The organism is Prevotella sp. S7 MS 2 (assembly GCF_000762865.1).
Lineage (GTDB): Bacteria > Bacteroidota > Bacteroidia > Bacteroidales > Bacteroidaceae > Prevotella.
Window position 1 is genome coordinate 1 of sequence record NZ_JRPT01000012.1, and the last position, 24,662, is coordinate 24,662.

At 45.2% G+C, this 24,662-nt stretch carries 21 protein-coding genes and 1 pseudogene; 5 read left to right on the forward strand and 17 right to left on the reverse strand.

Features of this window, described 5'->3' with window-relative positions; genetic code table 11:
* Positions 1–650 precede the first annotated feature (650 nt).
* The 10 genes from HMPREF0671_RS02900 to HMPREF0671_RS02945 all read right to left on the reverse strand — a co-directional run bounded on the left by HMPREF0671_RS02900 (position 651) and on the right by HMPREF0671_RS02945 (position 11,673).
* Entirely contained in the window at positions 651–848 is a 198-nt protein-coding gene (locus HMPREF0671_RS02900) for a hypothetical protein (protein ID WP_036896627.1), read from the reverse strand.
* A 282-nt stretch (positions 849–1,130) separates the two neighbouring features.
* The gene (locus HMPREF0671_RS02905; RefSeq protein ID WP_036896628.1) at positions 1,131–2,492 is read right to left on the reverse strand and encodes a DUF6080 domain-containing protein; all 1,362 of its coding nucleotides are present in this window, start codon (positions 2,490–2,492) and stop codon (positions 1,131–1,133) included.
* A complete protein-coding gene (locus tag HMPREF0671_RS02910; RefSeq protein WP_036896629.1) occupies positions 2,489–3,928 on the reverse strand; it encodes a DUF6080 domain-containing protein in 1,440 nt (479 codons plus the stop codon). Before HMPREF0671_RS02910 ends, HMPREF0671_RS02905 begins: the two co-directional genes overlap by 4 nt.
* Positions 3,925–4,308, reverse strand: coding sequence for a GtrA family protein (locus tag HMPREF0671_RS02915; RefSeq protein WP_036896630.1), 384 nt, complete (start codon positions 4,306–4,308; stop codon positions 3,925–3,927). The genes HMPREF0671_RS02910 and HMPREF0671_RS02915 overlap by 4 nt, the downstream gene beginning before the upstream one ends.
* Before the next feature lie 53 nt (positions 4,309–4,361).
* Positions 4,362–5,462 (reverse strand): efflux RND transporter periplasmic adaptor subunit, encoded by a 1,101-nt coding sequence (locus HMPREF0671_RS02920; protein ID WP_036896631.1) that lies wholly within the window; start codon positions 5,460–5,462, stop codon positions 4,362–4,364.
* 144 nt (positions 5,463–5,606) lie between these two features.
* A complete protein-coding gene (locus HMPREF0671_RS02925) occupies positions 5,607–6,851 on the reverse strand; it encodes an ABC transporter permease (protein ID WP_036896632.1) in 1,245 nt (414 codons plus the stop codon).
* Between the two features lie 4 nt (positions 6,852–6,855).
* On the reverse strand, positions 6,856–8,115 hold the full coding sequence (locus HMPREF0671_RS02930; protein ID WP_036896633.1) for an ABC transporter permease: 1,260 nt from the start codon (positions 8,113–8,115) through the stop codon (positions 6,856–6,858).
* 10 nt (positions 8,116–8,125) lie between these two features.
* Positions 8,126–8,845 carry an ABC transporter ATP-binding protein gene (locus tag HMPREF0671_RS02935; protein WP_036896660.1) on the reverse strand — a complete coding sequence of 240 codons (720 nt, stop codon included), beginning with the start codon at positions 8,843–8,845 and terminating at the stop codon, positions 8,126–8,128.
* A gap of 58 nt (positions 8,846–8,903) precedes the next feature.
* Positions 8,904–10,580 carry an ABC transporter ATP-binding protein gene (locus HMPREF0671_RS02940; protein ID WP_036896634.1) on the reverse strand — a complete coding sequence of 559 codons (1,677 nt, stop codon included), beginning with the start codon at positions 10,578–10,580 and terminating at the stop codon, positions 8,904–8,906.
* Between the two features lie 205 nt (positions 10,581–10,785).
* Positions 10,786–11,673, reverse strand: a complete 888-nt coding sequence (locus HMPREF0671_RS02945) for an NAD kinase (protein WP_036896635.1) — start codon at positions 11,671–11,673, stop codon at positions 10,786–10,788.
* Positions 11,674–11,805: 132 nt separating this feature from the next.
* On the opposite strand from HMPREF0671_RS02945, the gene HMPREF0671_RS02950 reads away from it, so the two are divergent.
* The 3 genes from HMPREF0671_RS02950 (at position 11,806) to recG (ending at position 15,723) form a co-directional block, all read left to right on the forward strand.
* Positions 11,806–12,372: a DJ-1 family glyoxalase III gene (locus HMPREF0671_RS02950; protein WP_036896636.1), complete on the forward strand. Its 567-nt coding sequence runs from the start codon at positions 11,806–11,808 to the stop codon at positions 12,370–12,372.
* A gap of 493 nt (positions 12,373–12,865) precedes the next feature.
* Positions 12,866–13,537, forward strand: coding sequence for a 2-C-methyl-D-erythritol 4-phosphate cytidylyltransferase (locus tag HMPREF0671_RS02955; protein ID WP_036896637.1), 672 nt, complete (start codon positions 12,866–12,868; stop codon positions 13,535–13,537).
* Positions 13,538–13,620: 83 nt separating this feature from the next.
* Positions 13,621–15,723, forward strand: coding sequence for an ATP-dependent DNA helicase RecG (recG, locus tag HMPREF0671_RS02960; RefSeq protein WP_036896638.1), 2,103 nt, complete (start codon positions 13,621–13,623; stop codon positions 15,721–15,723).
* Positions 15,724–16,084: 361 nt separating this feature from the next.
* Here the strand turns inward: recG and HMPREF0671_RS12180 are convergent, their stop codons facing one another.
* Entirely contained in the window at positions 16,085–16,228 is a 144-nt protein-coding gene (locus HMPREF0671_RS12180) for a hypothetical protein (RefSeq protein ID WP_156958356.1), read from the reverse strand.
* Positions 16,228–17,562: a hypothetical protein gene (locus HMPREF0671_RS02965; protein ID WP_036896639.1), complete on the reverse strand. Its 1,335-nt coding sequence runs from the start codon at positions 17,560–17,562 to the stop codon at positions 16,228–16,230. Before HMPREF0671_RS02965 ends, HMPREF0671_RS12180 begins: the two co-directional genes overlap by 1 nt.
* A gap of 511 nt (positions 17,563–18,073) precedes the next feature.
* On the opposite strand from HMPREF0671_RS02965, the gene HMPREF0671_RS02970 reads away from it, so the two are divergent.
* A complete protein-coding gene (locus tag HMPREF0671_RS02970; protein ID WP_036896640.1) occupies positions 18,074–19,021 on the forward strand; it encodes a M23 family metallopeptidase in 948 nt (315 codons plus the stop codon).
* A 136-nt stretch (positions 19,022–19,157) separates the two neighbouring features.
* Here the strand turns inward: HMPREF0671_RS02970 and HMPREF0671_RS02975 are convergent, their stop codons facing one another.
* The 4 genes and pseudogenes from HMPREF0671_RS02975 to HMPREF0671_RS02990 all read right to left on the reverse strand — a co-directional run bounded on the left by HMPREF0671_RS02975 (position 19,158) and on the right by HMPREF0671_RS02990 (position 22,437).
* The gene (locus tag HMPREF0671_RS02975; protein ID WP_036896641.1) at positions 19,158–19,445 is read right to left on the reverse strand and encodes a hypothetical protein; all 288 of its coding nucleotides are present in this window, start codon (positions 19,443–19,445) and stop codon (positions 19,158–19,160) included.
* Between the two features lie 101 nt (positions 19,446–19,546).
* Positions 19,547–20,149 (reverse strand): annotated as a pseudogene (locus HMPREF0671_RS11920) (KilA-N domain-containing protein).
* Between the two features lie 210 nt (positions 20,150–20,359).
* On the reverse strand, positions 20,360–21,166 hold the full coding sequence (locus HMPREF0671_RS02985) for a glycosyltransferase family 2 protein (protein ID WP_052052792.1): 807 nt from the start codon (positions 21,164–21,166) through the stop codon (positions 20,360–20,362).
* Positions 21,163–22,437 (reverse strand): glycosyltransferase family 4 protein, encoded by a 1,275-nt coding sequence (locus tag HMPREF0671_RS02990; protein WP_036896642.1) that lies wholly within the window; start codon positions 22,435–22,437, stop codon positions 21,163–21,165. Before HMPREF0671_RS02990 ends, HMPREF0671_RS02985 begins: the two co-directional genes overlap by 4 nt.
* A 514-nt stretch (positions 22,438–22,951) precedes the next feature.
* Between HMPREF0671_RS02990 and HMPREF0671_RS02995 the strand changes: the two genes are divergently transcribed.
* Entirely contained in the window at positions 22,952–24,034 is a 1,083-nt protein-coding gene (locus HMPREF0671_RS02995) for a lactonase family protein (protein ID WP_036896643.1), read from the forward strand.
* A gap of 109 nt (positions 24,035–24,143) precedes the next feature.
* Here the strand turns inward: HMPREF0671_RS02995 and ispF are convergent, their stop codons facing one another.
* On the reverse strand, positions 24,144–24,650 hold the full coding sequence (gene ispF / locus HMPREF0671_RS03000; RefSeq protein WP_232223157.1) for a 2-C-methyl-D-erythritol 2,4-cyclodiphosphate synthase: 507 nt from the start codon (positions 24,648–24,650) through the stop codon (positions 24,144–24,146).
* Between the last annotated feature and the right edge of the window lie 12 nt (positions 24,651–24,662).

The window sequence follows — 24,662 nt, forward strand, 5'->3', positions numbered from 1 at the left end:
GACGATAGAAATGGTAAAGATACAAATTAAATCTGAGAGACTCACTCCTTTTGGGGGATTCTTTTCGGGTCATAGAGCAATTTGACTCTGCGTCCATGTCAATCTCGCGACTTCTAAGCCAATAACGTCCAAACACCCTATAGAACCATCAGCCCCATTACTTCATTATAGCCCCATTATGCTCATTGATGGAATACGAGGGTATCAAGAATTCAACTCAGGCCGTTGGCTTTCATTCGACGGTTTCGATGTAGATGTTACAATAGACTTGCTAAAACCGACTGTTATTCAGAAAGTAGATTTCAATGTTTGTGTTATAAAGAACGAATGGGCTTTTGATGCTAGAAGCTTCAAAGTTTTAATTTCAAATGACGGGACAACCTTTAGAGAGATAAGATCCACAGAATACCCCCCTTAAAAGAAGACTCACCCGACGGCATGCCTACACTTTCTTTAATTTTTCCTCCGACACAAGCACGCTATGTAAGAGTACAAATAGGCTCTGAAAAGCATCTACCAACGTGGCACATGGGAAAAGGCCTGCAAGGGTATCTATGTATTGATGAGATAGGTGTTTATTAGATATAGTGTTAATTCTGTTTTAGTATGCCAGCTATTGCAACTCATCAATTGCATCGCCGGCATCTTTTTCACCCCTCCAACAGTGTTTCAGCCATTTCTTCTGGGCTGACATAGGGCATGCCGAAGGCGAGTTCGTCGTCGGTAAAAGTATCAAGTATGTCGCGAGCTTCCTTCTCCGACACCTTTGGCTCGCCGTTTTTACCCGGCGTAGCAAGCATAGCCGCCAACACAGCAGCGCGATAATCATCGATTTGTTCTTGTTCCATTGCTGAATATCTTACATATTAATATTGCGAATTTACACATTTAATTCGGATAAGCCATGAGCTGCTATTGGTTTTTGGAAATTCCCCTCGCACCTTTAGGGATTTCCTATAGCGTGTTTAGGAGAATTCTCCCAACGTTCTATCAACGTTTAGGCTATATTTGCAACAAATAAAATATTTACCGATAATTTGTCTATTCATCACTGCAGAGGCTTCGCAGCGTTGCTGCCTAATCCAATCAGTGAGGCTGCAAAGGCGAGGCAGCATTGTTGCCACGGCCTTTCAGCGAACCAACTGTGTATAGGGTATTTGTAGATAGTGTATCAATAGAGTGCTGTTCCAAGCCAAAAGATACAACGTAAGCAACCATGTGGTGGCGCGAAGGCCTATTTGTAAAGGTCCATGGGTGCTTTTGAAAAGACACGCAAAAGCCAATGGGATGATGAAAATCCAGTCGGCCGACATAATATATACTTCGTTAATGCCGAAGCCTAATACTAAGTGTAACACCACATCCACCATCATCCACGACATGACCATGAGCATGAAGCGGTCGTGGCGACCCATCCACAGGCCCACGATAAATAGCAAGACAATGACAGCCTCAACCACATAATTCACAATCGACCGATAACTCACGAACACAGGGCGAGTGAACGATACGTCTTCCAACAAATGGTCACGGTGCAACTGAATAGGTTCACCGAAGAAATTCTCCACCAATGTCTGCACACGCGAGGTGGTTACATCGGTCATACTCAACAGTGGTAGGTTGGCTATGGGGCTACCCGAATGTTCCGCCATCCATTTGTCGCGCTGTGCTGTACGCTTAGTCAGTTCGTCAGGATTCTTCTCACGCTGTTTTACTTCTATATGATGTATGGCTTGTTGCTGCGGAACTTCGTACGTATGGTATTGGAAAAGATAGATACTCACAAGTGCTACAAGTGGCAACACGCCTCCAAATACCACTATTCGCCAACGAAACACACGCTTGCCGTCAACAAACAAGGCTGCCAACAGAGTCTTTGCGCCATTGGTAAGCGTCACACCGGCCGTGAGAAAAAGTAATATCGTCCACTGCCACAAGGGCAATCGGCGATGCTCACGCATAGCTTTCCCAACAATATACAAGGTCATAGACAGCAAGAAAAGGGAGAGTACGAAGTGGTCAGGTACCAACAAGGCGACCATGATATGCCCGAAACTATAGAAGAGAAGCGTCAGCAACAGGGCGTCCCACAACCTTAGCCCCATAACATCTCGATGTAGTCGATAGATAAAGACGATGGAATAAACAGCACAAAACGTAGTCAATGCTCCTATAAGGTAGACCGCATAGTTACTACCCGTGTTGTACATCAGTTCCTGATTGAGCAAATAGAGCGGATAAAGAATGGACAAGAACAACGGATGACGACTGGTCTCGAAATGAATACGCAGGTTAGACAGGGTGATATACGACCAACAATCGTAGCCCGACATGCGGAAATGGCGTGAGAAGATAGTCCAAAACCCTAACCTACCACCCTTGAGGAACAGCGGCGAATACTGCTGAATCATCACAAAGAGTAAAGCCACCACTACCAAGAAAGTCACGAGGGCTATCCAACGTTCCTCGTTTTTCAGTCGGAAAATATTCATAAGAATGCCAAATATTCTATGATTAAGACCACATTATAGACGAAGCAATAAACCGTTATGAGTCCTAACAAGCCACGCAACGGCAACAGGAAACGGCGTGGAACGCCTTTGACAAGGCACGCTAATACGATGGGGAACACGAAAGCCCAATGTGGACTCATGATATAAACCTCATTTATACCGAATCCCAAAGCCATGTGTATCATCATATCAAGAGCAAAGAACGAGACTGCCAACCACATCAGGCGGTTGCGACGCCCTATCCAAAGTCCCAAGAGGAAACACACCACCAACACGCCTTCAATCACATAGTTCGTCCACCAACGATAATTGACGATGACAGGTCGCCCGGTCAACGTATCACCCAACAAATAGTCTTGGTGCAACAAGATAGACTCGCCGAAGAGATTTTCCACGGCTGTGGCTGTGCGTGAGGTCGTTATATCGGTCCACGACCAGAATTCGCCCTTCTTCACCGGCTTACCTTGGTGGGCATTCAGCGGTTTCTTATCGTTGGCACGCTTCTTCTCCCATGCACGAATCTTCATCACCGAGTCGGCAGCATGAGCCACCTTAGTAGAATCCCAAGCTGGCCAATCCTTGGTAAATTGAGCTACCAACTGCGCTCGTTCTTTATCTTTAGCTCGCTTTTGTGCCACCTTGCGTGCCTTCCAACGCGGATATTGATATTCGTGATACTCCATTCGGGCAAACACCCATATCAACAATGAGGGCACAAGAATGGCCAAAACAAGATTGAGCGGACGGAAGAATCGACGCCCATTCACAAACCAATTGGCCATAAACACTTTCAATCCGTTATTGAGCGAGATGCCTGCTGTAACGAGAAAGAAGAGGATTGTCTGCCACTTCGTGAAGGGTTTATGCTGCTTGAGTTTCTTTCCGCTGACGTAAAGTGTCAACAGAAGCATGAACATGGAGAGCGAAAAATGATCGGGCACACACACCGATACCAGCACATAAGCAAAACTGAACAGCATGAGCGACAGCAGTGTGGCATCGAATTGTGGCAACTCAATGACTTCGCGGAGTATACGATAGAGAAAGATAAAACTATAGAGGGCACCCAATAGCAGGATAACAGCCATGATAAAAGGGGCACAATTGATACCCGTAAGAGCCATCAATGCTTGGTTGAGTTGCGCAGGGAGGTACATGAAAAAGGCCAACAACGGGTGTCGATAGATGTTATACTCCGTGAACCAATGCGACAATACGGCATAGGTCAAGGGGTCGTAACCCGACACATGGAAGTTGGCTACAAAGAGTTTGTGATAATTTTCGGCCGGAAGAAGGAATCTATCGGCATACTTGATAATGACCAATGCATTGAGCAAGAGGGTCGTCAAGAATACGAAGAACGCCGGCCAACGCTCTTCATACTTGATTCTGAAGATGCCAAAGATACGTTTCATTTGCGCTTTAAGAAATATCTGACCAAGAGAAAGTTGACAGGTACGCACACGCAGAACATCGGAATAGGAGCCAACGTCTTCGGAACACCCACCCACAAGAAGAAGTTGAGCGTACCCATCTGAAGCAGATAGTTGACCACATGCGACAAGGCAAAGCCCGCACCACGCTTGGCGCTGGCTTTCACACGGAACGTAAAGTAAGTGCTGGCCAAATAGTTAAAGATGAAACTAATGGCATATCCTATCGTCATGGCGGGATTGTGTCCCATCTGCTTGAGCAATAACAGGTAGATACCATATTGCAACAACGTGGCCAACCCACCGACAATACCAAACCGTATGATTTCTCCGAACTGCTTATTCACCCTGTATGATCTCATCAATATCGTGCAAAGGTAATGGAAATTCGGCAAAGTGGTGATGAAAGCGTGGATTATTCTTTCACTACCTTCGGCCCACGCACCTTGTCACGAGTAGAAAGTCCACTCTTCACCTCAATATTAATACCATCGCTCAAACCTGTTGTGATGGCACGTTTGGTATAGGTTTTCTTATCACCTTTGCCCCCAATGATATACACATAAGACTTGCTGCCTTGGAATTCGATGGCACTTTCGGGGATAGTAAGCACATGATTGGCAGCAGCCAGCACGATTTCGGCATTGGCACTGTAGCCACTACGGATATGAGTACCGCCTATCTCGGTAACAGCTGCTTTGATTTCAAACTGGTTAGCACCATTACTTTCTACCGCTTTAGGGGAGATATATTCGAGGTTAGCCTTCAAGCTGGAATTCCGTAGAGCGCCAATTGTGATCTTCATCGGCATGCCCGAAACCAGTTGACCGACCTCTGTCTCGTCAATATTACCGCGGAATATCAAATCGGACATATTAGCAACGGTGGCAATTGTGGTACCATCGTTGAACGTATTGCTAAGGATAACGGTGTTACCTACCTTGACAGGGACATCCAATATGAGCCCACTGATGGTGGAACGGATGAGAGTGCTACTCGTATTGGCATTGCTCTTAGATACACCATCGCGCACCACTTCGAGGTTATCGGCAGCAGCTTGCACCTCTTCTTTGGCTTGCTTCAAGGCTTGAGCTATCTTATCATACTCATCGGCTGCCACCAATCCTTTGTCAAAGAGTTGTTTTTCGCGGGCATAGTCTACCTGTGCTTGCTTCACATTGATTTGAGATAAGCGCACACGAGCTTGTGCATTGGCCAACTGCCCCATATCGGGAATCACCTTTACCTTGGCTATTATCTCACCAGCTTGCACTGTTTGACCGGCTTCTTTCAACAATTCGGTAATGATACCACTTATCTGTGGCTTCACGTTTACCTCATTGCGCGGCTCTATCTTACCCGTTACGACGGTGGTTTTCTTCAAGTTCATCACCTTAGGAGTGAACTCGCTATACACGTCGGCAGTAGGTTGCGACTTAATCCAAAGAAATACAAAGGTTCCAACAAAGAGACATAGAACCAATGCAGCGACCACAAATTTCCAATACTTTTTCATTTCTTCGCTTTAAATCTTCTGTTTCTTCCCCTCTAATCATAGAGAAACAAGGGGATAGAAGTAGTTGTTTATTATTTTATGTTCATTGTTTCAGCACTTCAATATCGTCTCTCTCCCCCTTTGGGAAGAGCCGAGGTGGGGGCTTTACTCATCTCTCATAGCATCTACCGGTTTGATACTCATAGCTCTTCCGGCAGGTGCCAAGCCTGCCAATACGCCTAAGATACTGATGAAAACCGTTGCTCCCAAAGCTGTCCAGAAGCCCACTTGGAAATGAGCTGAGACTACTCCACCGGTAGTATTACCCATTTCGAGCAACTGAAGGATGAGTACGGCAAAGAGAATGCCGCTCATCCCCGCCACAGCCGTAAGCAATACACTCTCTGAGATGATTTGTCCGAGGATGTTACAGGGGGTTGCTCCGATAGCACGACGAATGCCTATCTCGGTCGTTCGTTCCCTTACAGTCACCATCATGATATTAGATACCCCGATGGCTCCAGCCAATAAAGTTCCTATTCCCACCAACCAAATGAGGAAATTGACGCCTTGGAACAAGTTATCTACCATACCAAACATCACTTCGGTATTGAATATCGTAATAGCCTTCTCGTCAGTTGGATCCACGCGATGGGCTCTTGCAACCACTTCACGCATCCGATTGGTAATCTCACCCATCTTCACTCCGCGCTTTCCCGTAACGCAAATAAGATGTACTTGGTCTCCCGTGTTGTAGGCTTGGCGCATCATTGTAATAGGGATAATGACACTCTCTTGCGTGCTTCCATTGATACTTATGTTACCGGTACTATAATCTACACCCACAATATTATAATAGATGGAATCTATACGCACCAATTGTCCACAAGGATCTCCACCATTTGGGAAGAGCGTCTTATACACTTTCTTGCCTATTACACACACTTTACGCCCCTGCTGTATATCCATTTGATTTAGATAGCGGCCATAGTAAATCTGCGGTTCTTCCACTTTCACATAGTCAGCTTGCAATCCTTTCACCGTACACGAAGCTTTCTTATCGCCCACAACGGCAAATCTGCCCCATTGACTGAGCATCGGTGAGACTATATCTATCTCCGGAATCTGCGCTTTCAGACGCTCCACATCCTTGTAATCCATATACCATGAACGGCCTTTCCGATAACCGGCATACGCCTTCGTGGTATTCTGTGCAAAGATAATAGCGGAATTTGAGGCAAATCCGGAGAAGTTTTTAGACAGCATTTCCTTCATTCCGTTGCCACCACCGATAAGGGCTACCAGCATGAACACCCCCCAAAAGATACCGAATCCAGTCAAGAACGAACGGCTCTTATTGCGTGTGAGCGTATCGAGTATTTCTTTGTATGTATCTAAATCTATCCTCATAGCGTTATTCAGCCCTTAATGCTTCAATCGGTCTAATATGTGCCGCCTTACGAGCGGGAATCAATCCGGCCAACGTTCCGGCCAATACCATCACCAAAGTCGCTTCCACACACACGTCGAAACCAACTGTCGGATTAACAAACATCTGCAAAGTGAACAGCCCGGAATCTATCTTTTCGTGCCCGATAGTGGCATCCATGATTTGATTAGCCACCATTCCCATCATCATACCAATGTACCCGAAGAACGTAGTAATGATAACACTCTCGATAATAATGAGTTTTAAGATGGATGAAGGTTTCGCTCCGATGGCCTTACGGATACCAAACTCGCGTGTACGTTCTTTGACTGTAATGAGCATAATATTCGATACGCCCACGATACCACTTAATAGTGTGAAGATACCTATAACCCAAAGAGCGGTTCGGATAATGCCCATACCGGTGTTCATCTGCAATGCTTGGGTGAATCTATTCCATATCCAGACGGCCTCTTCATCGTCAGGAGCAGCCTGATGGTTTCTATTGAGACTGGCTCTATAGGATTCTTCAAAATCTTTATTGGCTTTCTCGGTCTCCAAACCTTGGAAAGCAAAGACGATATTCCCCACTTTATCACCTTTTTGATAAATCACACGTACGGTATTAAACGGGGCATAACAGTCGGCATTCATCTCACTTTGATCACTCTTATAGATACCTATCACGTGGTAAGCCAAACTATCTACCTTCACATACCGACCCACCAAACGGTCTATATGTCTCGGCATCAACTCCTTGGCCTGACTCTCACTGATAACCATTACCTTACGAGTGTCCTCATTATCAAGCTCATTGATGAAACGGCCGTAAAGCATTTCTTTCTTATCTATCTCTGCATAGTTGGCATGAACACCCTGCAACGTACTCGAAATATAGTTTTCTCCCAATGCCACATTAATGTTGCCGGCCGATATTTTAGCTCCCACATTCAACATATTCTTGCTATATCGCTTCTTTGTGGTGTTCATATCAGCATCATTCAAGGCTATTTGCCTACCTTCTTTTAATCCTTGATAGCCTTTGGAAGTCTGTCCGCCAAACACCACCATGGAGTTATCGAGAAATCTACCGGAGTTCTCTTCCGTGGCATGGATGAGTCCGTTGCCCGCTCCCAGCAGGAAGATGAGCATAAAGATACCCCATGCCACCGCAAAACCAGTGAGCGTTGTACGCAGCTTATTGCGCTTACTAGTAGACCATATTTCGGCAATTATATCTCTCATGATGCTCGCATTACTTCATATATCCATTGATTCCGAACGGACTAGCCTTGTGGTCGATGTTCTCTTCGATACTTCCTATGAGTCCGTCTTTGATATGAATAATCTTATCAGTCTCGTTGGCTACACCGCTTTCGTGCGTCACTACAACTATCGTTTTATGTTCGTCGGCATGCAATTGCTTCAACAATTCCATCACCTCTACACTGGTTTTAGAATCCAAAGCACCCGTCGGTTCATCGGCCAATATCACTCTGGGTTGCGTGATAAGCGCCCGTGCAATAGCCACACGTTGCTTCTGACCGCCCGAAAGTTCATTGGGATAGTGCTCAGCCCACTGTGTCAATCCCAGTCTGTCGAGGTATTCCATGGCCATACGATGCCGTTGCTTGCGCCCAACACCTTGATAGAACAAAGGCAACTCCACATTCTCCACAGCTGTCTTGAACCCTATCAGGTTGAAACTTTGAAAGATAAAGCCGATAAAGCGATTACGGTATTCGGCCGCACGCTTCTCTGATAGATTCTTGATAAGCGTTCCGGCCAATGTATATTCACCGGTATCATAGTTGTCAAGAATACCTAATATATTCAGAAGAGTGGATTTTCCAGAACCCGAAGCGCCCATAATAGAGACGAATTCTCCCTCTTCAATATCGAGACTGATACCTTTCAACACGTGAAGCGGTTGTGCCCCGAAGTAGGTTTTATTAATATCGTTGAGATGAATCATATAGCTTTTTGACGTCATAGTAGACTGGTAAGTTGCAGCGCAACTCAATTTTCGCACATTAACTCGGAATTTTATTGATTTGAAGGATTTGATTACAATAATCAAGCACAGCCGGACGATGCGTTATAAATATCACCGTCTTATGGTGAGATGATAATATATGTTGTAGCAACTCCCTCTCCGTATCAAGGTCAAGTGCTGAGGTAGCCTCATCAAACACGAGGATACTGCCCGGTCGCAAAAGACTTCGAGCTATCCCGATACGCTGTGCCTGTCCTTCACTCAGTCCCGCTCCCTGCTCTCCACAAACGGTATCAAGCCCGTCGGGCAGGTCGAATACAAAGTCGGCACAACTCTGTTGTAATACATCTTCCAATTCTTCGTCGGTGGCATCGACTTTACCCAACAGTAAGTTATCGCGAATGGTACCGCTCAACAGCGTATTGCCTTGCGGCACATAGACAAAATTACAACGATGTAGGGGCGATAGTCGCTCGCTACGGTCACCATGATAGATTTCTATTTGTCCTTCTTTGGGTGCCACTAAGGCCAACAACATCCGAATCAATGTGGTCTTTCCGGCGCCTGTCTCGCCTTTCACACCTGTGCATGTTCCGGGTTTGAAATCAAAGTCTAGATGCTCGATGACATTGTTTTCGGCATCGTCGTAACCGTAAGTGACGTTCCGTAGGCGAATACCACAGGGTGACGGCATCTCCACAGCATCTCCTTGTTCTTCCAAAGGGTTCTCTTCCAACTCCATCAAACGTTCTGCTGCCGTGAAGACAGAGACGAAAGTGGGTACTAAATTCACGAGATTTCGCGCCGGTTTTTGGATTCTGTTGACCAGTTGGAGGAACGCTGTCATACCGCCAAATGACAGGGTATGCGCCGCCAAACGGACGGCTGCCCAGAAGAAAGCGAGCAGATAACCTACTGAAAAGCCGAAGTTCACCATCAGATAACTGAACACACTAAACCGTGTACGGTGCATCACACGGCGACGCAATTCACCTTGTTGCCCTTCCAATAGGTCTATCATGGTGTCGTCGCTCTCCAATGTTTTGATAAGCATGCGATGTTGTAAGGTCTCTTGCAACAAACTTTGTACCTTGCTATCGCTCTCTCTTACCTGTCGGGTGAGGTTGCGCATGCGTCCAATATAGAGTTTGCTTACCGACAAGAAAATGGGTAATATGGCTACAATAGCCACAGCCAGCCATTTATCCATAGAGAAAAGATAGCAGAAAGCACCCACAAACATGGCCACAACAGATAGTGTATTGGGTATCACCTCGGTCAGAAAGTTCACCACATTATTCACATCCATCTCCAAACGGTTCAATACATCGCCCGAATGGAACTGTTCGCGACCACCCCATACCGACCTCAGAATACGGTCGAGCATCCGTTGTTGCATCCTGTTCTGGGCTTTGATACCTAGTACATTGCGTATCCATACGGTAGCAACAGACATGGAAAAGTCGCAGAGTATCAGCCCTCCCATCAAGCCGATGGCTACGTACAGACTCCCCTCTACCACTCCCGAAGCCACATCAATAGCATGTTGTACAGCCCAAACCTGCAACAAGCTGATGCCCACAGACAGCAAACCCACGATGGCATTCAGCACCGCTTGCGTGTGATTGCCGTGCCATGACCGCCATAACCATTTTAATATGGTACGGATGGGATATTTAGCCGGTGGGATATGCAGTAAGTTTCGTATGTTCATACTTTCTATTTATTATATAAATCAAGGTAGAGAAGAAAGGCAACTTAGGACTTTACGATTACCTTTTCTCCTTATGAGACGGTAGACCTACCGTCTCTACAGTTGTAGCCCAATCTTTCATTCTGCACTCCCTCTCCTTGGGAGAGGGCTGGGGTGAGGTTCTTATTAATACTCCCTCCACCTTTGGGAAGGGTCGGGGGGGCTTCTATCCCCTTTGATCAGCTCCCCACATCAACTTCTCACGCAGTGTGGCAGAGTAACGATGCTTGTTTCTCTGCACGATGCGAACGGTGTAAGGTGCTTTACGAATGATAAGGCGCGTACTTTCGAGCAATTTCTCCGAGCGACCATCAATAGCTACGAGATAATTATGCGACCTACTCTCCACCTCTATCGTTATCTCTCGGTCGTCACCAATGACAATAGGACGGATGTTTAGACTGTGTGGAGCCACCGGTGTCATACAGATACTATTGGTATGGGGAGCAATAATGGGACCACCATTCGACAAATTGTAAGCCGTACTACCCGTAGGTGTAGACACCACAAGTCCATCTGCCTGATAAGTGACAAGGAATTCATCGTCTACACTGGTGTGAATAGAAATCATCGAAGCCGTATCTCGTTTCAGCACCGCAATGTCGTTGAGGGCGAAAGGACAGCCTTCCAATGGTTCACCATCGGTTATCAGCTGCAACACCGTATGTTCTTCCACCTTACAACGCCCCTCATATATCTCGTCGAAAGCCTCTTTTATCTCGCTCGGCAACACGTCGGCCAAGAATCCAAGACGCCCCATGTTAACTCCAACGATAGGGATTGCCTTGGCTCCCACCTTCTTAGCAGCCTTCAAGAAAGTCCCGTCTCCACCGATAGAGACCACATAGTCTACATCGAAATTGTAGTCATCGAAGATGCCAGACACCTGAATAGATAGCTTTCCTTGCAGTGTCAAGACATTATAAAAGCTGCGCTCCATATAGACTTCAGCGCCGCGTGCATGCAACTCGCCAAGAATATTCTCCGCACAAGTGGCCTTGCTGGCTTGATAACTGTTTCCGAAAATGGCGAAACGAAGTTGCTGACCTGACATTATCATTATATTTTTGATTCTTTAATAGCCGTCAAACACCACTAAATCACAAACATTTAGTATATTTGCAAATACATTAACTATGCAAAAATAGTATTTTTTACGGACAAAGCATTATATAGTTTAAGAATTATGGCAAAAGTATATGAATTTCTAGCTGACGGTTTCGAAGAGATCGAAGCCTTGCTTCCGGTAGACATCTTGCGTCGCGGTGGAGTCGCTATCCAGACCGTAAGCGTAACCGGTTCAGAATTGGTGACTTCATCACACGGCGTCACTATCAAAGCCGATTTATTGTTCGAGAACGCCGATTTAAGCGATGCTGACATGCTATTGTTGCCGGGTGGACTACCCGGAGCAACCAATCTGAACGAGCACGAAGGCGTGCGCAAGGCCTTAACCGAACAGAATGCCAAAGGCAAACGTATCGGTGCCATCTGTGCCGCACCCATGGTTCTCGGCAGTCTAGGTCTGTTGCATGGTCGTAAAGCAACTTGCTCACCGGGCTTCGAGAAGTATATGGACGGTGCAGAATACACCGCTCAACTCTTCCAAGAGGATGGAAACATCATCACAGGCGAAGGTCCGGCTGCCACATTCCCCTATGCTTATCGCATCCTAAGCTACTTCATAGGCGACGAACGCGTGAAAAACTATGAGGTAAAGATGCAGTATGCACACCTGATGGAGAGGAAGTAAAGCCCCACCCCAACCCTCCCCAAAAGGGGAGGGAGGATTAATAAGGGCCTCTCCCTGCCCCTCTACCAAGGAGAGGGAGGACAGAATGAGGGTATTCAGTAGCTTCATTTGTTGTCCGTTGGGGCGAGTAGTATTTGTCCTTGGTGTTAAGAAATAAGGCAAACAGCGAGCCACAAAGTGGCTATACCAGCGTTAGCCGATGGTTGGAGCAAAGCGAAAACCGCCGGGAAAGAAAGAATCATAAAGGTTAGAGTGCCGATAGGTACTCCCCATTAGCAAAGGCAAGGGAACTCTCTAAGTTGACAATTAGAGATACAAGATTAAGATTGAGGTGGAGTTACAACTGTAGAGACGGTAGGTCTACCGTCTCATAAGGATGTAACAAACTTATCTTTGCCACAAACTGGCTATAAAAGAAGAATCGCGAACAGAATCCATAGATAACAAATAATCCACACCCACCCTCAAGGATGGAAGATTGGAATACGGAAATATGAACTATATCATCATTGTAGCAGGAGGAAAAGGCCTCCGAATGGGTGGAGAGATACCCAAACAGTTTCTACCCGTGGCTGGGAAACCGGTACTCATGCGCACTATTGAGCGATTCCATGAGTACGATTCAGACATGGGAATCATCCTCGTATTACCACACGACCAGCACGAATATTGGCAACAACTATGTCGGGAACACGACTTCCACATCGCACATACGATAGTGGATGGTGGCAGTACGCGTTTTGAGTCGTCTAAAAACGGACTCTCTGCTATCCCGACCGATGCAGAAGGACTCGCAGGCATACACGATGGTGTGCGTCCTTTCGTATCGTTGGAAACCATCGAACGATGCTACGAAGCTGCCGAGGAAGAATACGCTGCTATTCCGGTAATGCCTGTTATAGACACACTTCGCTATGTAGATAGCCACGAAGGAGGGCACAACGTGCAACGAAGTGATTATCGCATCGTCCAAACACCGCAGGTGTTCGACATCGCGTTGCTACGTCAAGCCTTCAACCAACCTTATCGAGACTCGTTCACAGACGATGCTTCGGTGGTAGAAAGCCTTGGATGCAACGTGGCAATCGTCGAGGGAAACCGCGAGAACATCAAACTTACCACGCCTTATGACTTGATGGTTGCTGAGAGTTTAGTAAGAAATTGAATTCATAAAAAAATAACAACGCATTACATAAAGACTCCCCCTCTTCTAGGGAGAGGAACAAGGGAGAGGTCGCATTAGGTGCTATGTATTCCATTCTATCACAAGATATCATGTATCTTCCAGGTGTTGGCCCCAAGAAGAAAGAGATGCTGAGCAAGGAACTCGGCATCACGACATGGTATGACCTATTGCAACACTACCCATATAAATATGTAGACCGTACACATATCTATCCTATCAACGAACTTAGCGGTACACTACCATTCGTCCAAATCAAAGGACGCATCCTTAGTTTTGACGAGTTCTCAATGGGAGGACGTAAGAAACGCGTGGTGGCCCACTTCTCCGACGGATGTGGTGTGGTTGATTTGGTATGGTTCAGAGGGGCACAATACATCTACAAGACGTATAAGATAGGTGTGGAGTACATCGTCTTCGGCAAGCCTACGGTGTATCAAGGACGCTACCAGTTCGCCCACCCAGAGATAGAACCGGCCGATAATCTGCAACTCGGACAGATGGGAATGCAACCGTATTACCACACTTCCGACAAGATGAAAGACCACGGGATGACATCGCGCAACATTGAAAAACTCACTCGTACGCTCATCGACAAGTTACCGGAAAGCTGTATTCCGGAGACCCTACCGCCTTTCATCACTGAATCACTCCATTTAATTCCGCGTGAAGAGGCTTTCCGCACCATCCATTATCCACAGAGTATAGATCGCTTACAACGCGCTCAAGTGCGCTTGAAATTTGAAGAACTCTTCTTCGTCCAACTCAACATTCTGCGCTATGCCAGCGACCATCGCCGTAAATATCGCGGTAACATCTTTGCCCATGTGGGTAAAGAGTTCAACGATTTCTACCATCACAACTTGCCATTTCCGCTTACCGGAGCGCAAAAACGCGTGATGCACGAGATTAGAGACGACATGAAGAGCGGGCGACAAATGAATCGTTTGTTACAAGGCGACGTGGGATCGGGCAAGACACTCGTCGCTCTGATGTCCATGCTCATTGCTATTGACAACGGCTATCAAGCTTGTATCATGGCACCAACGGAAATTTTAGCCGAGCAACACTTGGCTACCATCCGCGAATTTCTGCACGGAATGGATATTCGTTGCGAGTTGTTGACAGGCGTGGTAAAAGGGAAGAAACGTCGCGAAGTGCTGGAAGGACTGAAAAACGGCGAGGTAAAAATACTCGCCGGAACACATGCCATCATCGAAGATACGGTGCAGTTTGCCCGATTAGGACTTGCTGTGGTCGACGAGCAACATCGTTTTGGCGTAGAGCAACGTGCGCGTTTATGGTCGAAAGCGGAAAATCCGCCTCATATTCTCGTGATGACAGCCACACCGATACCGCGTACTTTGGCCATGACAATATACGGTGATTTGGACGTAAGTGTAATAGATGAGTTGCCACCGGGGCGTAAACCCATCATGACCGTCCATAAATACGACACGCAAACGACAAGTCTGTACAACGGAATACGCCAACAGATACGACAAGGGCAACAGGCTTACATCGTATTTCCACTCATCAAAGAGAGCGAGAAAAGCGACCTAAAGAATCTGGAAGAGGGATATGAAACATTACGCGAGGTATTCCCGGAATTCAAACTGAGCAAGATTCATGGACAGATGAAGTCGAAAGAAAAGGAAGAAGAGATGGCTCGGTTTGTGAAAGGAGAGACACAGATACTCGTGGCAACCACTGTGATAGAGGTGGGTGTAAACGTTCCGAATGCCTCGGTAATGGTGATTCTCGACGCACAGCGCTTTGGTCTGTCGCAATTGCATCAATTGCGAGGACGCGTGGGACGCGGTGCTAAGCAGTCGTATTGCATTCTTGTGACCCACTACAAGCTGGCCGACGAGAGCCGAAAACGCATTGATATCATGTGTGGAACCAACGATGGTTTCGAAATAGCAGAGGCCGACCTGAAGCTACGTGGTCCCGGCGACTTGGAAGGAACACAACAGAGCGGTATAGCCTTCGACCTCAAGATTGCCGATATAGCTCGTGACGGGCAGATAGTACAACTCGCTCGCAATGAGGCACAGAAGATTATCGATGCCGACCCCGGCTGTCAGAGCCCTCAAAATGCCATCCTTTGGAATCGCCTAAAGGAGCTTCGACGCACTAATATCAATTGGGCAGCCATATCGTAGGGCCTCCATAGGGGCTTAAATAAGGGACTTTAGAATTAAAGTGGATTGGACGATAGAAAGTTCGCAAATCTCTCATTATCCTTAAACAACAAAGAGATGATGGCTTAAAGCTATCATCTCTTTGCATTATTTCTTTATTTAGGGTCTTCTAAAGAGAAGACTTTTACAAATCAGGATCTACTTCCGAATCGTCTCCACCAATGGTCGGGCCTGCCCAATGCAATCCGGTAGTTGTATCATCGATAATTACATTGTCTACTTTTTCTTTTTGAACCTTGCAGCAAATGCTGCTCTACGTATACACTGACTAAACGGAGTGTAGGACTTACATATTTCTTCTTCATTTCTAATACCTCCTCTTCTATCGTACAACTACTTTCTTTCCATTCACGATATACACACCCTTAGGTAACTGTTTCACAGCATTTGCATAGTCCGCAACCTTGCGTCCTTGCAAATCAAGTACACCGTTTGTATAAGGATTTGCCGTATCTCCGGTCTCCATTACAATGTCATCAATACCTGTCGTGAGGTCGTCGAAGCCGGAAAAAGCATTAACTTGGCACCGGCAGCAGTAGTTAAATCACCCGCAGCACCTGCAAGATTTTCCAAATAAGCACGATATCCATTCAAGAGATAACCTCCTGTACGACGCGTAAACTGCCCATTGAGAATATAACTATACTCCGGTAATTTCGTAGGACTATAGATACCCTTACTTTGGAAACCATCCATCTGTGCACTATAGAAAAACTCCGGCTGTATATGGCTCTCGAAACTGGCATTTGGGAACACCACTTGATCAAGATCGACAGCAGACTTTAAGAAGTAAGGTACACCCGCCTCTATCATGTGATAGACATGTTGACGAAGATGTAGCACATTCTGTTCTTCACCCGTCAAGTTTAGTTTTATTATCTTATCGAATGTACAGATAACAGCATTCTCACCGAATATCTTCTTGAACTCAGTCTCCTGTACGCTGAACGGCAAACAGATGGTAGTCCAATAGTCTTTCTTGAACTTACGCAACAAGGTCACCTCGGCATTCTCTATATCGCCCGGCACCTTGTAAGCATCCTTACCTGAGAGCGTCACAGCATCAGCTTTTACACGTACACGATCCACACCACTCTCCGGAGTCCAGCCTTCCGGCACGAAAGCAAAGCCACAAAAGCCTAGCTTCGAACCTTTTTGGAACACATATACCATCAGGGTACCACTCTCACGTGGCTCAAATCGCAAGTAAGTACCACGTGCCGGAAGGTTTCCGGGCTTCGATTGCTGGCCGCTTTCCGTATAAGGTTGACTGAATTCATCGGTTGGATTCTGCGCTCCTTGCGACTGGTATCTGAAACCATCAAGCGGATATCCTACCAAATCTTCCTTTGAAGTCTTCCATTGATCGATGAGTTGGATAGTCTCAGAATCGCTCGTTTTGTTGTACGGCCCTACGCCGTCTTTCCATCCACCCATTGTCATTTCAATGTCGGTTTCGTGGTTTGCCGTGGTAAGACGTTCGCCAACAGCTAACACCTTGGCATCAGGCGTCACATAAACAGGAATATCCGACACATAGATATAGTATTGTGGAGCACGATATACACCCGGTACGTCAAACGAGTTCACACGTGCCGTAATCGTCACCGCTGCACTACTCACTCTCCAGTCGTTATCATTCGGTGAACCTATACGGATTCGCATACCGGGCACCCCATTGATTTCAAAGCTCGTAGGGATGTCACCTACGCCCGTCATCACCAATTTACCCATTGTAGAATCCTCAGGCTTGTCGGCCTTAGTTATCTGATAGGCGAAGTGACCACTAGAATCCAACATGTTAATTGTATATTATTGCTTTTCTAGAGTAGAAAAGATGTGATATAGAACATCAGTCCTTGTTCTGTATTCCAGATCGCTTGAAAATCCATTGGGATTCCTATTGAGTTACTGCAAGATGTTCGCAGTCTTGCTGACCGGCCTATGCAACAATACTGAAACGTCTATGCAGCAATACTGCCAAATCTTTGCAGCAAGGTGAATTGACATGCTGACGTATGGCTAAGTCAACGAGATTGGGATATATAAATGGTTGAGTTTCAAAATAGAAAAAAGCAGTTGACACCCCTATTCATCTTGTCCAAATCCACCCTCTTACATCTATCAACAATTGAAACTTTTTGTGTTAAAAAGCCTATAAAATTCGTTAATACGGAAGTATTTTCTTCATTTTTTTTACTATCTTTGCGAAGTCCGTTGACAATCTGATGAACTTTTTGTATGGTTCATCGCCTCTCTTATCGCGGTTTTGTGTTGTATCCGCGATACTATTTAAACCTATGAATTAACAATGAAATTGATTACAAATAGTAAAAGAATTACAATTGCCGCATTATTCGTATTAGCCTGCATTCCCGCAATGGCTCAAGACCTATTGGCGCGTCAAGCTCCCATAGACCGAAAGATGCGTACAGTCGATACAGTAGCTTTAAAGAGTATCATCCAACGCGAACAAATGGAGTCGCCGGCTGCCGAACTTTATAGCGAGTGGGATAACAAATATGCCCACAGAGCCACCGAACTGCCCGATTCATTCCGTATCAGCCTCCGCCATTTCTGTATGCCAACGCCTAGTCGTGTCGTGACTAGTAACTTCGGATTACGTTGGGGACGTCAGCATAAAGGATTGGACATCAAAGTGTATATCGGCGATACCATCCGGTCGGCATTCAGTGGAAAAGTGCGCATCGTGAATTACGAAGGACGTGGCTACGGCAAGTATATTGTCATTCGCCACCCGAACGGACTGGAAACCATCTATGGACACCTTTCCAAGCAACTGGTAGAAGAGAACCAAGTGGTTCGTGCCGGAGAGGTTATCGGCCTTGGTGGAAACACCGGTCGAAGCACAGGCTCACACTTACACTTTGAGACTCGGCTCTGCGGTGTAGCTCTTAATCCGGCTCTACTCTTCGACTTCCGCAACCAAGACGTTACAGGAGACTACTTTATATTCAAGAAAAGTAGCTACGAAAGGGAATCGGCCGAAGCCACACGCCTACGTGGAAAGATTGGCAATGGTCGTTATGACCGTGCCGATGTCAAAGGAAGTAACAACGATGATAACGCTAGTAAAGATAATAGTATCGCACAGTTGAGTTACTATAAGGTGAAGTCAGGCGACACACTCTTCTCTATTTCGCGCCAGCGCGGAGTATCTATAGAGACATTGTGTAAGCTTAATCGCATTAGCAAGAATGCCTCTCTACGCCTCGGACAGATTATCCGATTCTCATAACGATAACATTTCTAATAACTATGATAAGAAGTGGGATGTACCGTTGAGGTGCATCCCACTATTCATTTTAGGCCACAGGACAAAAAAACTCCCCACCCGAAAGTGAGGAGCTGTCCGTTATGCGTTGTACTTCAAATTACTTCTTATCGCACCTTGCTGTTGTATCACATTGCATCTTTTTGCCATTGCACTTCTTGGTGGTCTTAGCTTCAGAAGAACAGCACTTCTTCATGTCGCCCTTCTTACAAGAAGCAGCATTAGCATCCTTGCCACATTGTGCGGTTTTCTTGTCACAACACTTGGCATCTTTCTTTGCACAACATTCTGTTTTTACCGGCTTCTTATCAGTTTTTTGACCTTGTTGTGCACTAACAAAACCTATTGTGGCAACCATCATGGCTGCACCTACTAAAAATCTTTTCATAATCTACAATCTTTTTATGTTTAAAACGATTGCAAATATACGCATTCTTTTGATGTCACCAAGCGATTAAAAACTTATTATATATTTCTTATTGTTTTTTATCAGTAACATGTGCGGAATAGGGCCTCGACACTGCAGTGAAGCAAAGAGCCGGCGTTTTGAACAAAAGGCTGCTTATAACCAGAGAAATTAAGCCGTGGTATAATGACATTCTTTATAGCATCGGTATGTAGGATGTAGTTTGTCTTTGACAGCAAACGTTTTACATTCCACTCTAAAGCTAAAGGATTAGTTTCACTCTCTTTCAGACGTTGATACTCTTGAACTATGTACAATTGAAAAGTAGGACTTAACCACATACCAAAACTAAAGGCAATATCCCGATGTGCAAAAGTTCCTCCATATCTTCCAGATTTGGATACAATACCAATAGCATGAGTTGATTCAACCCATTTCTACGGTGACATTGTGAATGAATTATAACCAGCTTCACATTTAAACCTATCGAATTCGGTAGGTTTAAAATTTATATTATGTAGTGTCTCCCATACACCTAGATACTCTATCGTATTCAAGTTACGCATCCAATGCCCTATCACGGCAAAAGGATCATTGTCGCGAAACCTTGCCATATCTGTCAAACTGATATAATCTTTATCACCCTCTCCTAATATAACGGATATTTCAGTGTCTTGTACATGCAATTTTCTAGTATTTTCATCTTTATATTCTCAATTACAAACGTTAATCTTATACAGTTAGGCAAAAAAGCAGCTATCCTTTCGGACTAACTGATTGACCATGATTTACTCTTTAACTGGTGAATGCAATTCACCCCTACAGATAAAAAAAGAAGCAACTATCATTTCCTCATCTTGTATTCCCCTCACCTTGGGAGAGGGCTAGGGTGAGGTTTATCTATCACTTCTTTTCTTAGAAGAGTCCCGAAGAGAGGTCACGACAGCCCTCACTACAAACCAAGTATGCATGAAATAAGTAGTGAGCAAACCATAATGATGGCACATAATCAGGAAACGTTCGCGTAAAGAAGCCCGATGATTCTTGATGCTCATACCACCCTCAAGGTAGTTGACCACCACCATGTGGAGATTGCGAAGACTTAATCCACGCCCTTCGGCATCCTTCATGATGCGAATACACCAATCCACATCGGCCGATAATCGATAATCCAAGTTATAAAGATTGCAACGAGCAATATCAGTACGAGCATAAAAAGCTTGATGACAGACCAACATTCCTTGTCGGAACGAGCGCCACGTGAGATGTTCAGGTGGTGATAGACGACGGCGATAAAGGAACGTCCCCTCATCATTCACCACATCGGTATCGCCATACAGCACACCCGGCAACTCCTCATCCTCACCTACCTGACCGGCTACTAATTCCAATGTATCGGGCGAAGGAAACACATCGCCGGCATTTAAGAAGATGAGATAATCGCCCGTAGCCTCAAAAATACCTTTATTCATCGCATCATACAGACCGCGGTCGGGCTCAGATTTCAGCACCACCCGATGCATTCCAGTCTCCTCGTTAGCCTCCATATAACTCCGGGCGATAGCCAACGTCCCATCTTTAGAAGCTCCATCGATGATGAGATGTTCTACTTCGCCATACGATTGATGCAATACACTATCTACAGTTCGTTGCAACTCGTGTTCAGCACAGTAAGTACACGTGACGATGGTAAATGTTATCATATTCCATAATGTTTAGAGGCCAACGCCTGTTCATATTCATCTGAGTACTTCATAGCTACACTGCGCTGAGAATAATTACGCAATACATACCCCACAGCTTGCTTGCTTAATAGCTCTCTGTCACTCTCAACAAGCACCCAAAAGATGCCTTTAGCCAAATCTGCAGTATTCTTATATTGCGCCACATAGCCGTTCTGTAGGTGAGTAATTTCTTCCGGAATACCACCGACATTGAATCCTACACATGGTACTCCACAGGCCATGGCTTCCATGATGGTGTTGGGCAGATTGTCTTCGAGCGAAGGAAGCACAAAAATATCAGCAGAATTATACACATCAACGATACGCTGCTCATCGTTCACATAACCCAACGGATAAGTAGTCAGAGCCAAACGATCAGCTACTTCTTCGGAATGCCCACCCAAGATGACTACCCCGGTATTGTCTTTCATTTCAGGATGCTGCTGAACAAGCATATCAATGGCATCGATAAAATAGTCCATACCCTTGCGTACATCGGTTACTCGCTGCGACACAAACAGTATCAATCGTTTGTCTAGTGGTAATTCTAACCGCTTTCGAGCTTCCTGTTTATCTTTCATACAGAACACACGCGTATCAATGGGATTGGGAATCGAGGTGACACGCAAGCCATTCAACAGCGCACTCTGCTTGGCTTGTTGCTCCAACCAACGGCTACATGTAACAAAGGTGATATTGGATTTCGCATAAACAGCTTGTTTATAACGCCACACACGAGCCGATAAATCATTCGTAGAGCCAGCACCCGGCAACAGCCGACAGTTGTGGCAACGAGTTCGGAACGATGGACAACCCTGTGCATAGTGACAGATAGCCGTAGCCGGCCAAAGGTCGTGGAGTGTCCAAACAATCGGTTTACCGCTCTCAACTATCTTCCGGATATTCTTGATAGACAGCATTCCTTGGTTAATCCACGACAAATGAATGACATCGGCTTCGCGAAATTCGGGCAATTGAGTGATGTCATTACCGGCGTTGGCAATGTCTATCTCGAATAAATGCTTACGAGAGAAATGCGTATTCCAAAAGATAACCCACCGCTCCCAAAGGAAATTCCAATGATTCAACAATCCCTTTGGCAACTTCACAACGGTGATATCATCGGTCGTTTTGTCGCGAACAAGCATCTTAGCCTTTACACCATTGTTGTTCAAAGCATCTTTCAACCGATTGGCAGCAACTGCTGCCCCCCCTGTATTCTCACTTGTATTGACTATCAGCACGCGCATGATGTTCTCTTTTTATACGCAAAGATAAAAGAATTTTCTTACACTTGTCGGTTAATAAGAGAAAAAGATACACCATTACCGCCCTATGACAACCATCATACAACAACTACAGAACATGCCTATTACACAGATTTTACCCATTGTGTGCGAACACACGTGTTGATATAAATCAAGAAAAAGACGGTAATTCGGTCAAAGTTGATAGAAATTGTTGCCGCACACAAAAACTCGATGTATCTTTGCAACGTCAAAAGGTTAATAGATTGTTTAGGTTAGTAGTAATAAAATAGATTTAGGTTTTTAGTTATTAGGTTTTTAAAGGTAAATTGATAGATTGTTTAACGGGTAATGATGGAGGCCGTGAGGTTTTCATTTATTCAGAAAAAGGTTTTAGTTAAACATAAGAAAACGCCGAAGTTTGTGAATAAGCTCCGGCGTTTTCTATTATTTTTCTCCTTAAATGTATTATTACCACACAAAAGGATTATCTTTGTAGAGATAATTTTGTCTACTTATGAAAAAGAAAACTATTCTCTTAACATGTCTTCTCATCGTGCTGGGACTTGCAAAAAGTCCAGCAAAAAAACTGATGATGATCGTTGGAACCTATACCAACGGAACCAGTGAAGGAATCTATACCTTTCATTTCGACGATAAAACAGGAGTAGCAACTCCCCTATATACACTCGCTATTGATAACCCGTCATTCGTCAAACTAAGTCAACAGAAAGGATTATTGTATGCTGTTTCAGAAAAATCGGATGCTACTGCTTCTATCAATGCCATCAAATTAGACATGAAAACCGGTGAAATGGTATTGCTCAACAGTCAACCGACCAACGGTGAAGACCCATGCCACATAGAGACAAATGGCAAAGTGGTGATGACAGCCAACTATACCGGTGGCTCGCTGAGTGTATTCCCAATGAATGATGATGGCACCTTGAAGCCAATGTCACAGCAGTTTAAGGGTAGCACCGCTTCATCTGATTTTCCTAACCAAGCTACGGCTCACGTACATTGTAGCAAACTTTCGCCTGACGGGAAAACAGTATTGGCCTCTAACTTCAGTGCCAACGAATTACTAAGATTCCGTGTTTTAGGCGATGGAAGTCTGCAAAAAATGGGCGTAGCCGGCACATTAACACGTAATTCCGGACCTCGCCACATCATCTATTCTGACAGAGCGGTCTATGTAATGAGCGAAATTTCGGGTGCAATAACGGTATTCCAGCGTGGCCGAGAAGAGATGAAACGACTCCAAGAGATTCAAAGCGACTCGGTAAATGGGCATGGCGGTGCTGACATTCACCTCTCCCCCGACGGCAAATTCCTATATGCCAGCAATCGTTTGAAGGCTGATGGCATCTCTATCTTTGCAGTGAACAAACTAGATGGAACACTTACGAAGATTGGATACCAAGATACCGGCATCCATCCTCGCAACTTTAACATCACTCCTAACGGTCGTTTCTTGCTATGTGCATGTCGAGATAGTAATAAAATTCAAGTATTTAGTATTGACAAGAAAACCGGTATGCTGACTGATACCCAACAAGATATCATGGTAGACAAGGCTGTCTGCATAGAATTCTAAGAGACAAATACCCAAAAACAATAAAAGTTAATAGGTAAGAGTAGTGGTAATATATAATTTATACCCACAATCTCTTACCTATTACCTTTTAACTATGATTCCTTATTTCTCAACTCTTAACAATCATACAAACGGCATGAGCCGCCATACCCTCCTCTCTTCCGGCAAACCCCATCTTCTCTGATGTCGTCGCTTTGATAGAAATCTGGTCTTCATCGCAGTCCATCACTTCAGCCAAACATTGTTTCATAGCCGGAATGTGAGGATTTATCTTGGGACGTTCTGCTACGATGGTCGCATCAATATTACCCAATACATATCCTTTAGAGGCTATCAATTCGATTGTTTTACGCAGTAATATCTTACTATCTATATCGAGTGTGGAAGCAGCTGTGTCCGGGAAGTGATACCCAATATCACGCATATTAGCAGCACCAAGCAACGCATCGCAAATAGCATGAATGAGTACATCGGCATCACTGTGCCCTAGAAGCCCCATCTCATGGTCTATCTTGATGCCACCCAACCACAAATCACGCCCTTCCACCAATCGGTGTACATCGTAACCATAACCTACACGGGGAAAGAATCTCTCCATTTCATTTACTTTTTCCATAAAAGTGGTTTG

Coding starts and splice junctions, on each gene's coding strand:
- HMPREF0671_RS02970 (WP_036896640.1), top strand. CDS start 18,074: ATGAAATTGATTACAAATAGTAAAAGAATTACAATTGCCGCATTATTC.
- HMPREF0671_RS02915 (WP_036896630.1), bottom strand. CDS start 4,308: ATGAGATCATACAGGGTGAATAAGCAGTTCGGAGAAATCATACGGTTT.
- HMPREF0671_RS02910 (WP_036896629.1), bottom strand. CDS start 3,928: ATGAAACGTATCTTTGGCATCTTCAGAATCAAGTATGAAGAGCGTTGG.
- HMPREF0671_RS02985 (WP_052052792.1), bottom strand. CDS start 21,166: ATGATAACATTTACCATCGTCACGTGTACTTACTGTGCTGAACACGAG.
- HMPREF0671_RS12180 (WP_156958356.1), bottom strand. CDS start 16,228: ATGGAGACCGGAGATACGGCAAATCCTTATACAAACGGTGTACTTGAT.
- HMPREF0671_RS02925 (WP_036896632.1), bottom strand. CDS start 6,851: ATGAGGATAGATTTAGATACATACAAAGAAATACTCGATACGCTCACA.
- HMPREF0671_RS02955 (WP_036896637.1), top strand. CDS start 12,866: ATGAACTATATCATCATTGTAGCAGGAGGAAAAGGCCTCCGAATGGGT.
- HMPREF0671_RS02905 (WP_036896628.1), bottom strand. CDS start 2,492: ATGAATATTTTCCGACTGAAAAACGAGGAACGTTGGATAGCCCTCGTG.
- HMPREF0671_RS02920 (WP_036896631.1), bottom strand. CDS start 5,462: ATGAAAAAGTATTGGAAATTTGTGGTCGCTGCATTGGTTCTATGTCTC.
- HMPREF0671_RS02995 (WP_036896643.1), top strand. CDS start 22,952: ATGAAAAAGAAAACTATTCTCTTAACATGTCTTCTCATCGTGCTGGGA.
- HMPREF0671_RS02950 (WP_036896636.1), top strand. CDS start 11,806: ATGGCAAAAGTATATGAATTTCTAGCTGACGGTTTCGAAGAGATCGAA.
- HMPREF0671_RS02900 (WP_036896627.1), bottom strand. CDS start 848: ATGGAACAAGAACAAATCGATGATTATCGCGCTGCTGTGTTGGCGGCT.
- ispF (WP_232223157.1), bottom strand. CDS start 24,650: ATGGAAAAAGTAAATGAAATGGAGAGATTCTTTCCCCGTGTAGGTTAT.
- HMPREF0671_RS02975 (WP_036896641.1), bottom strand. CDS start 19,445: ATGAAAAGATTTTTAGTAGGTGCAGCCATGATGGTTGCCACAATAGGT.
- HMPREF0671_RS02990 (WP_036896642.1), bottom strand. CDS start 22,437: ATGCGCGTGCTGATAGTCAATACAAGTGAGAATACAGGGGGGGCAGCA.
- HMPREF0671_RS02940 (WP_036896634.1), bottom strand. CDS start 10,580: ATGAACATACGAAACTTACTGCATATCCCACCGGCTAAATATCCCATC.
- HMPREF0671_RS02965 (WP_036896639.1), bottom strand. CDS start 17,562: ATGTTGGATTCTAGTGGTCACTTCGCCTATCAGATAACTAAGGCCGAC.
- HMPREF0671_RS02945 (WP_036896635.1), bottom strand. CDS start 11,673: ATGTCAGGTCAGCAACTTCGTTTCGCCATTTTCGGAAACAGTTATCAA.
- HMPREF0671_RS02930 (WP_036896633.1), bottom strand. CDS start 8,115: ATGAGAGATATAATTGCCGAAATATGGTCTACTAGTAAGCGCAATAAG.
- HMPREF0671_RS02935 (WP_036896660.1), bottom strand. CDS start 8,845: ATGATTCATCTCAACGATATTAATAAAACCTACTTCGGGGCACAACCG.
- recG (WP_036896638.1), top strand. CDS start 13,621: ATGTATTCCATTCTATCACAAGATATCATGTATCTTCCAGGTGTTGGC.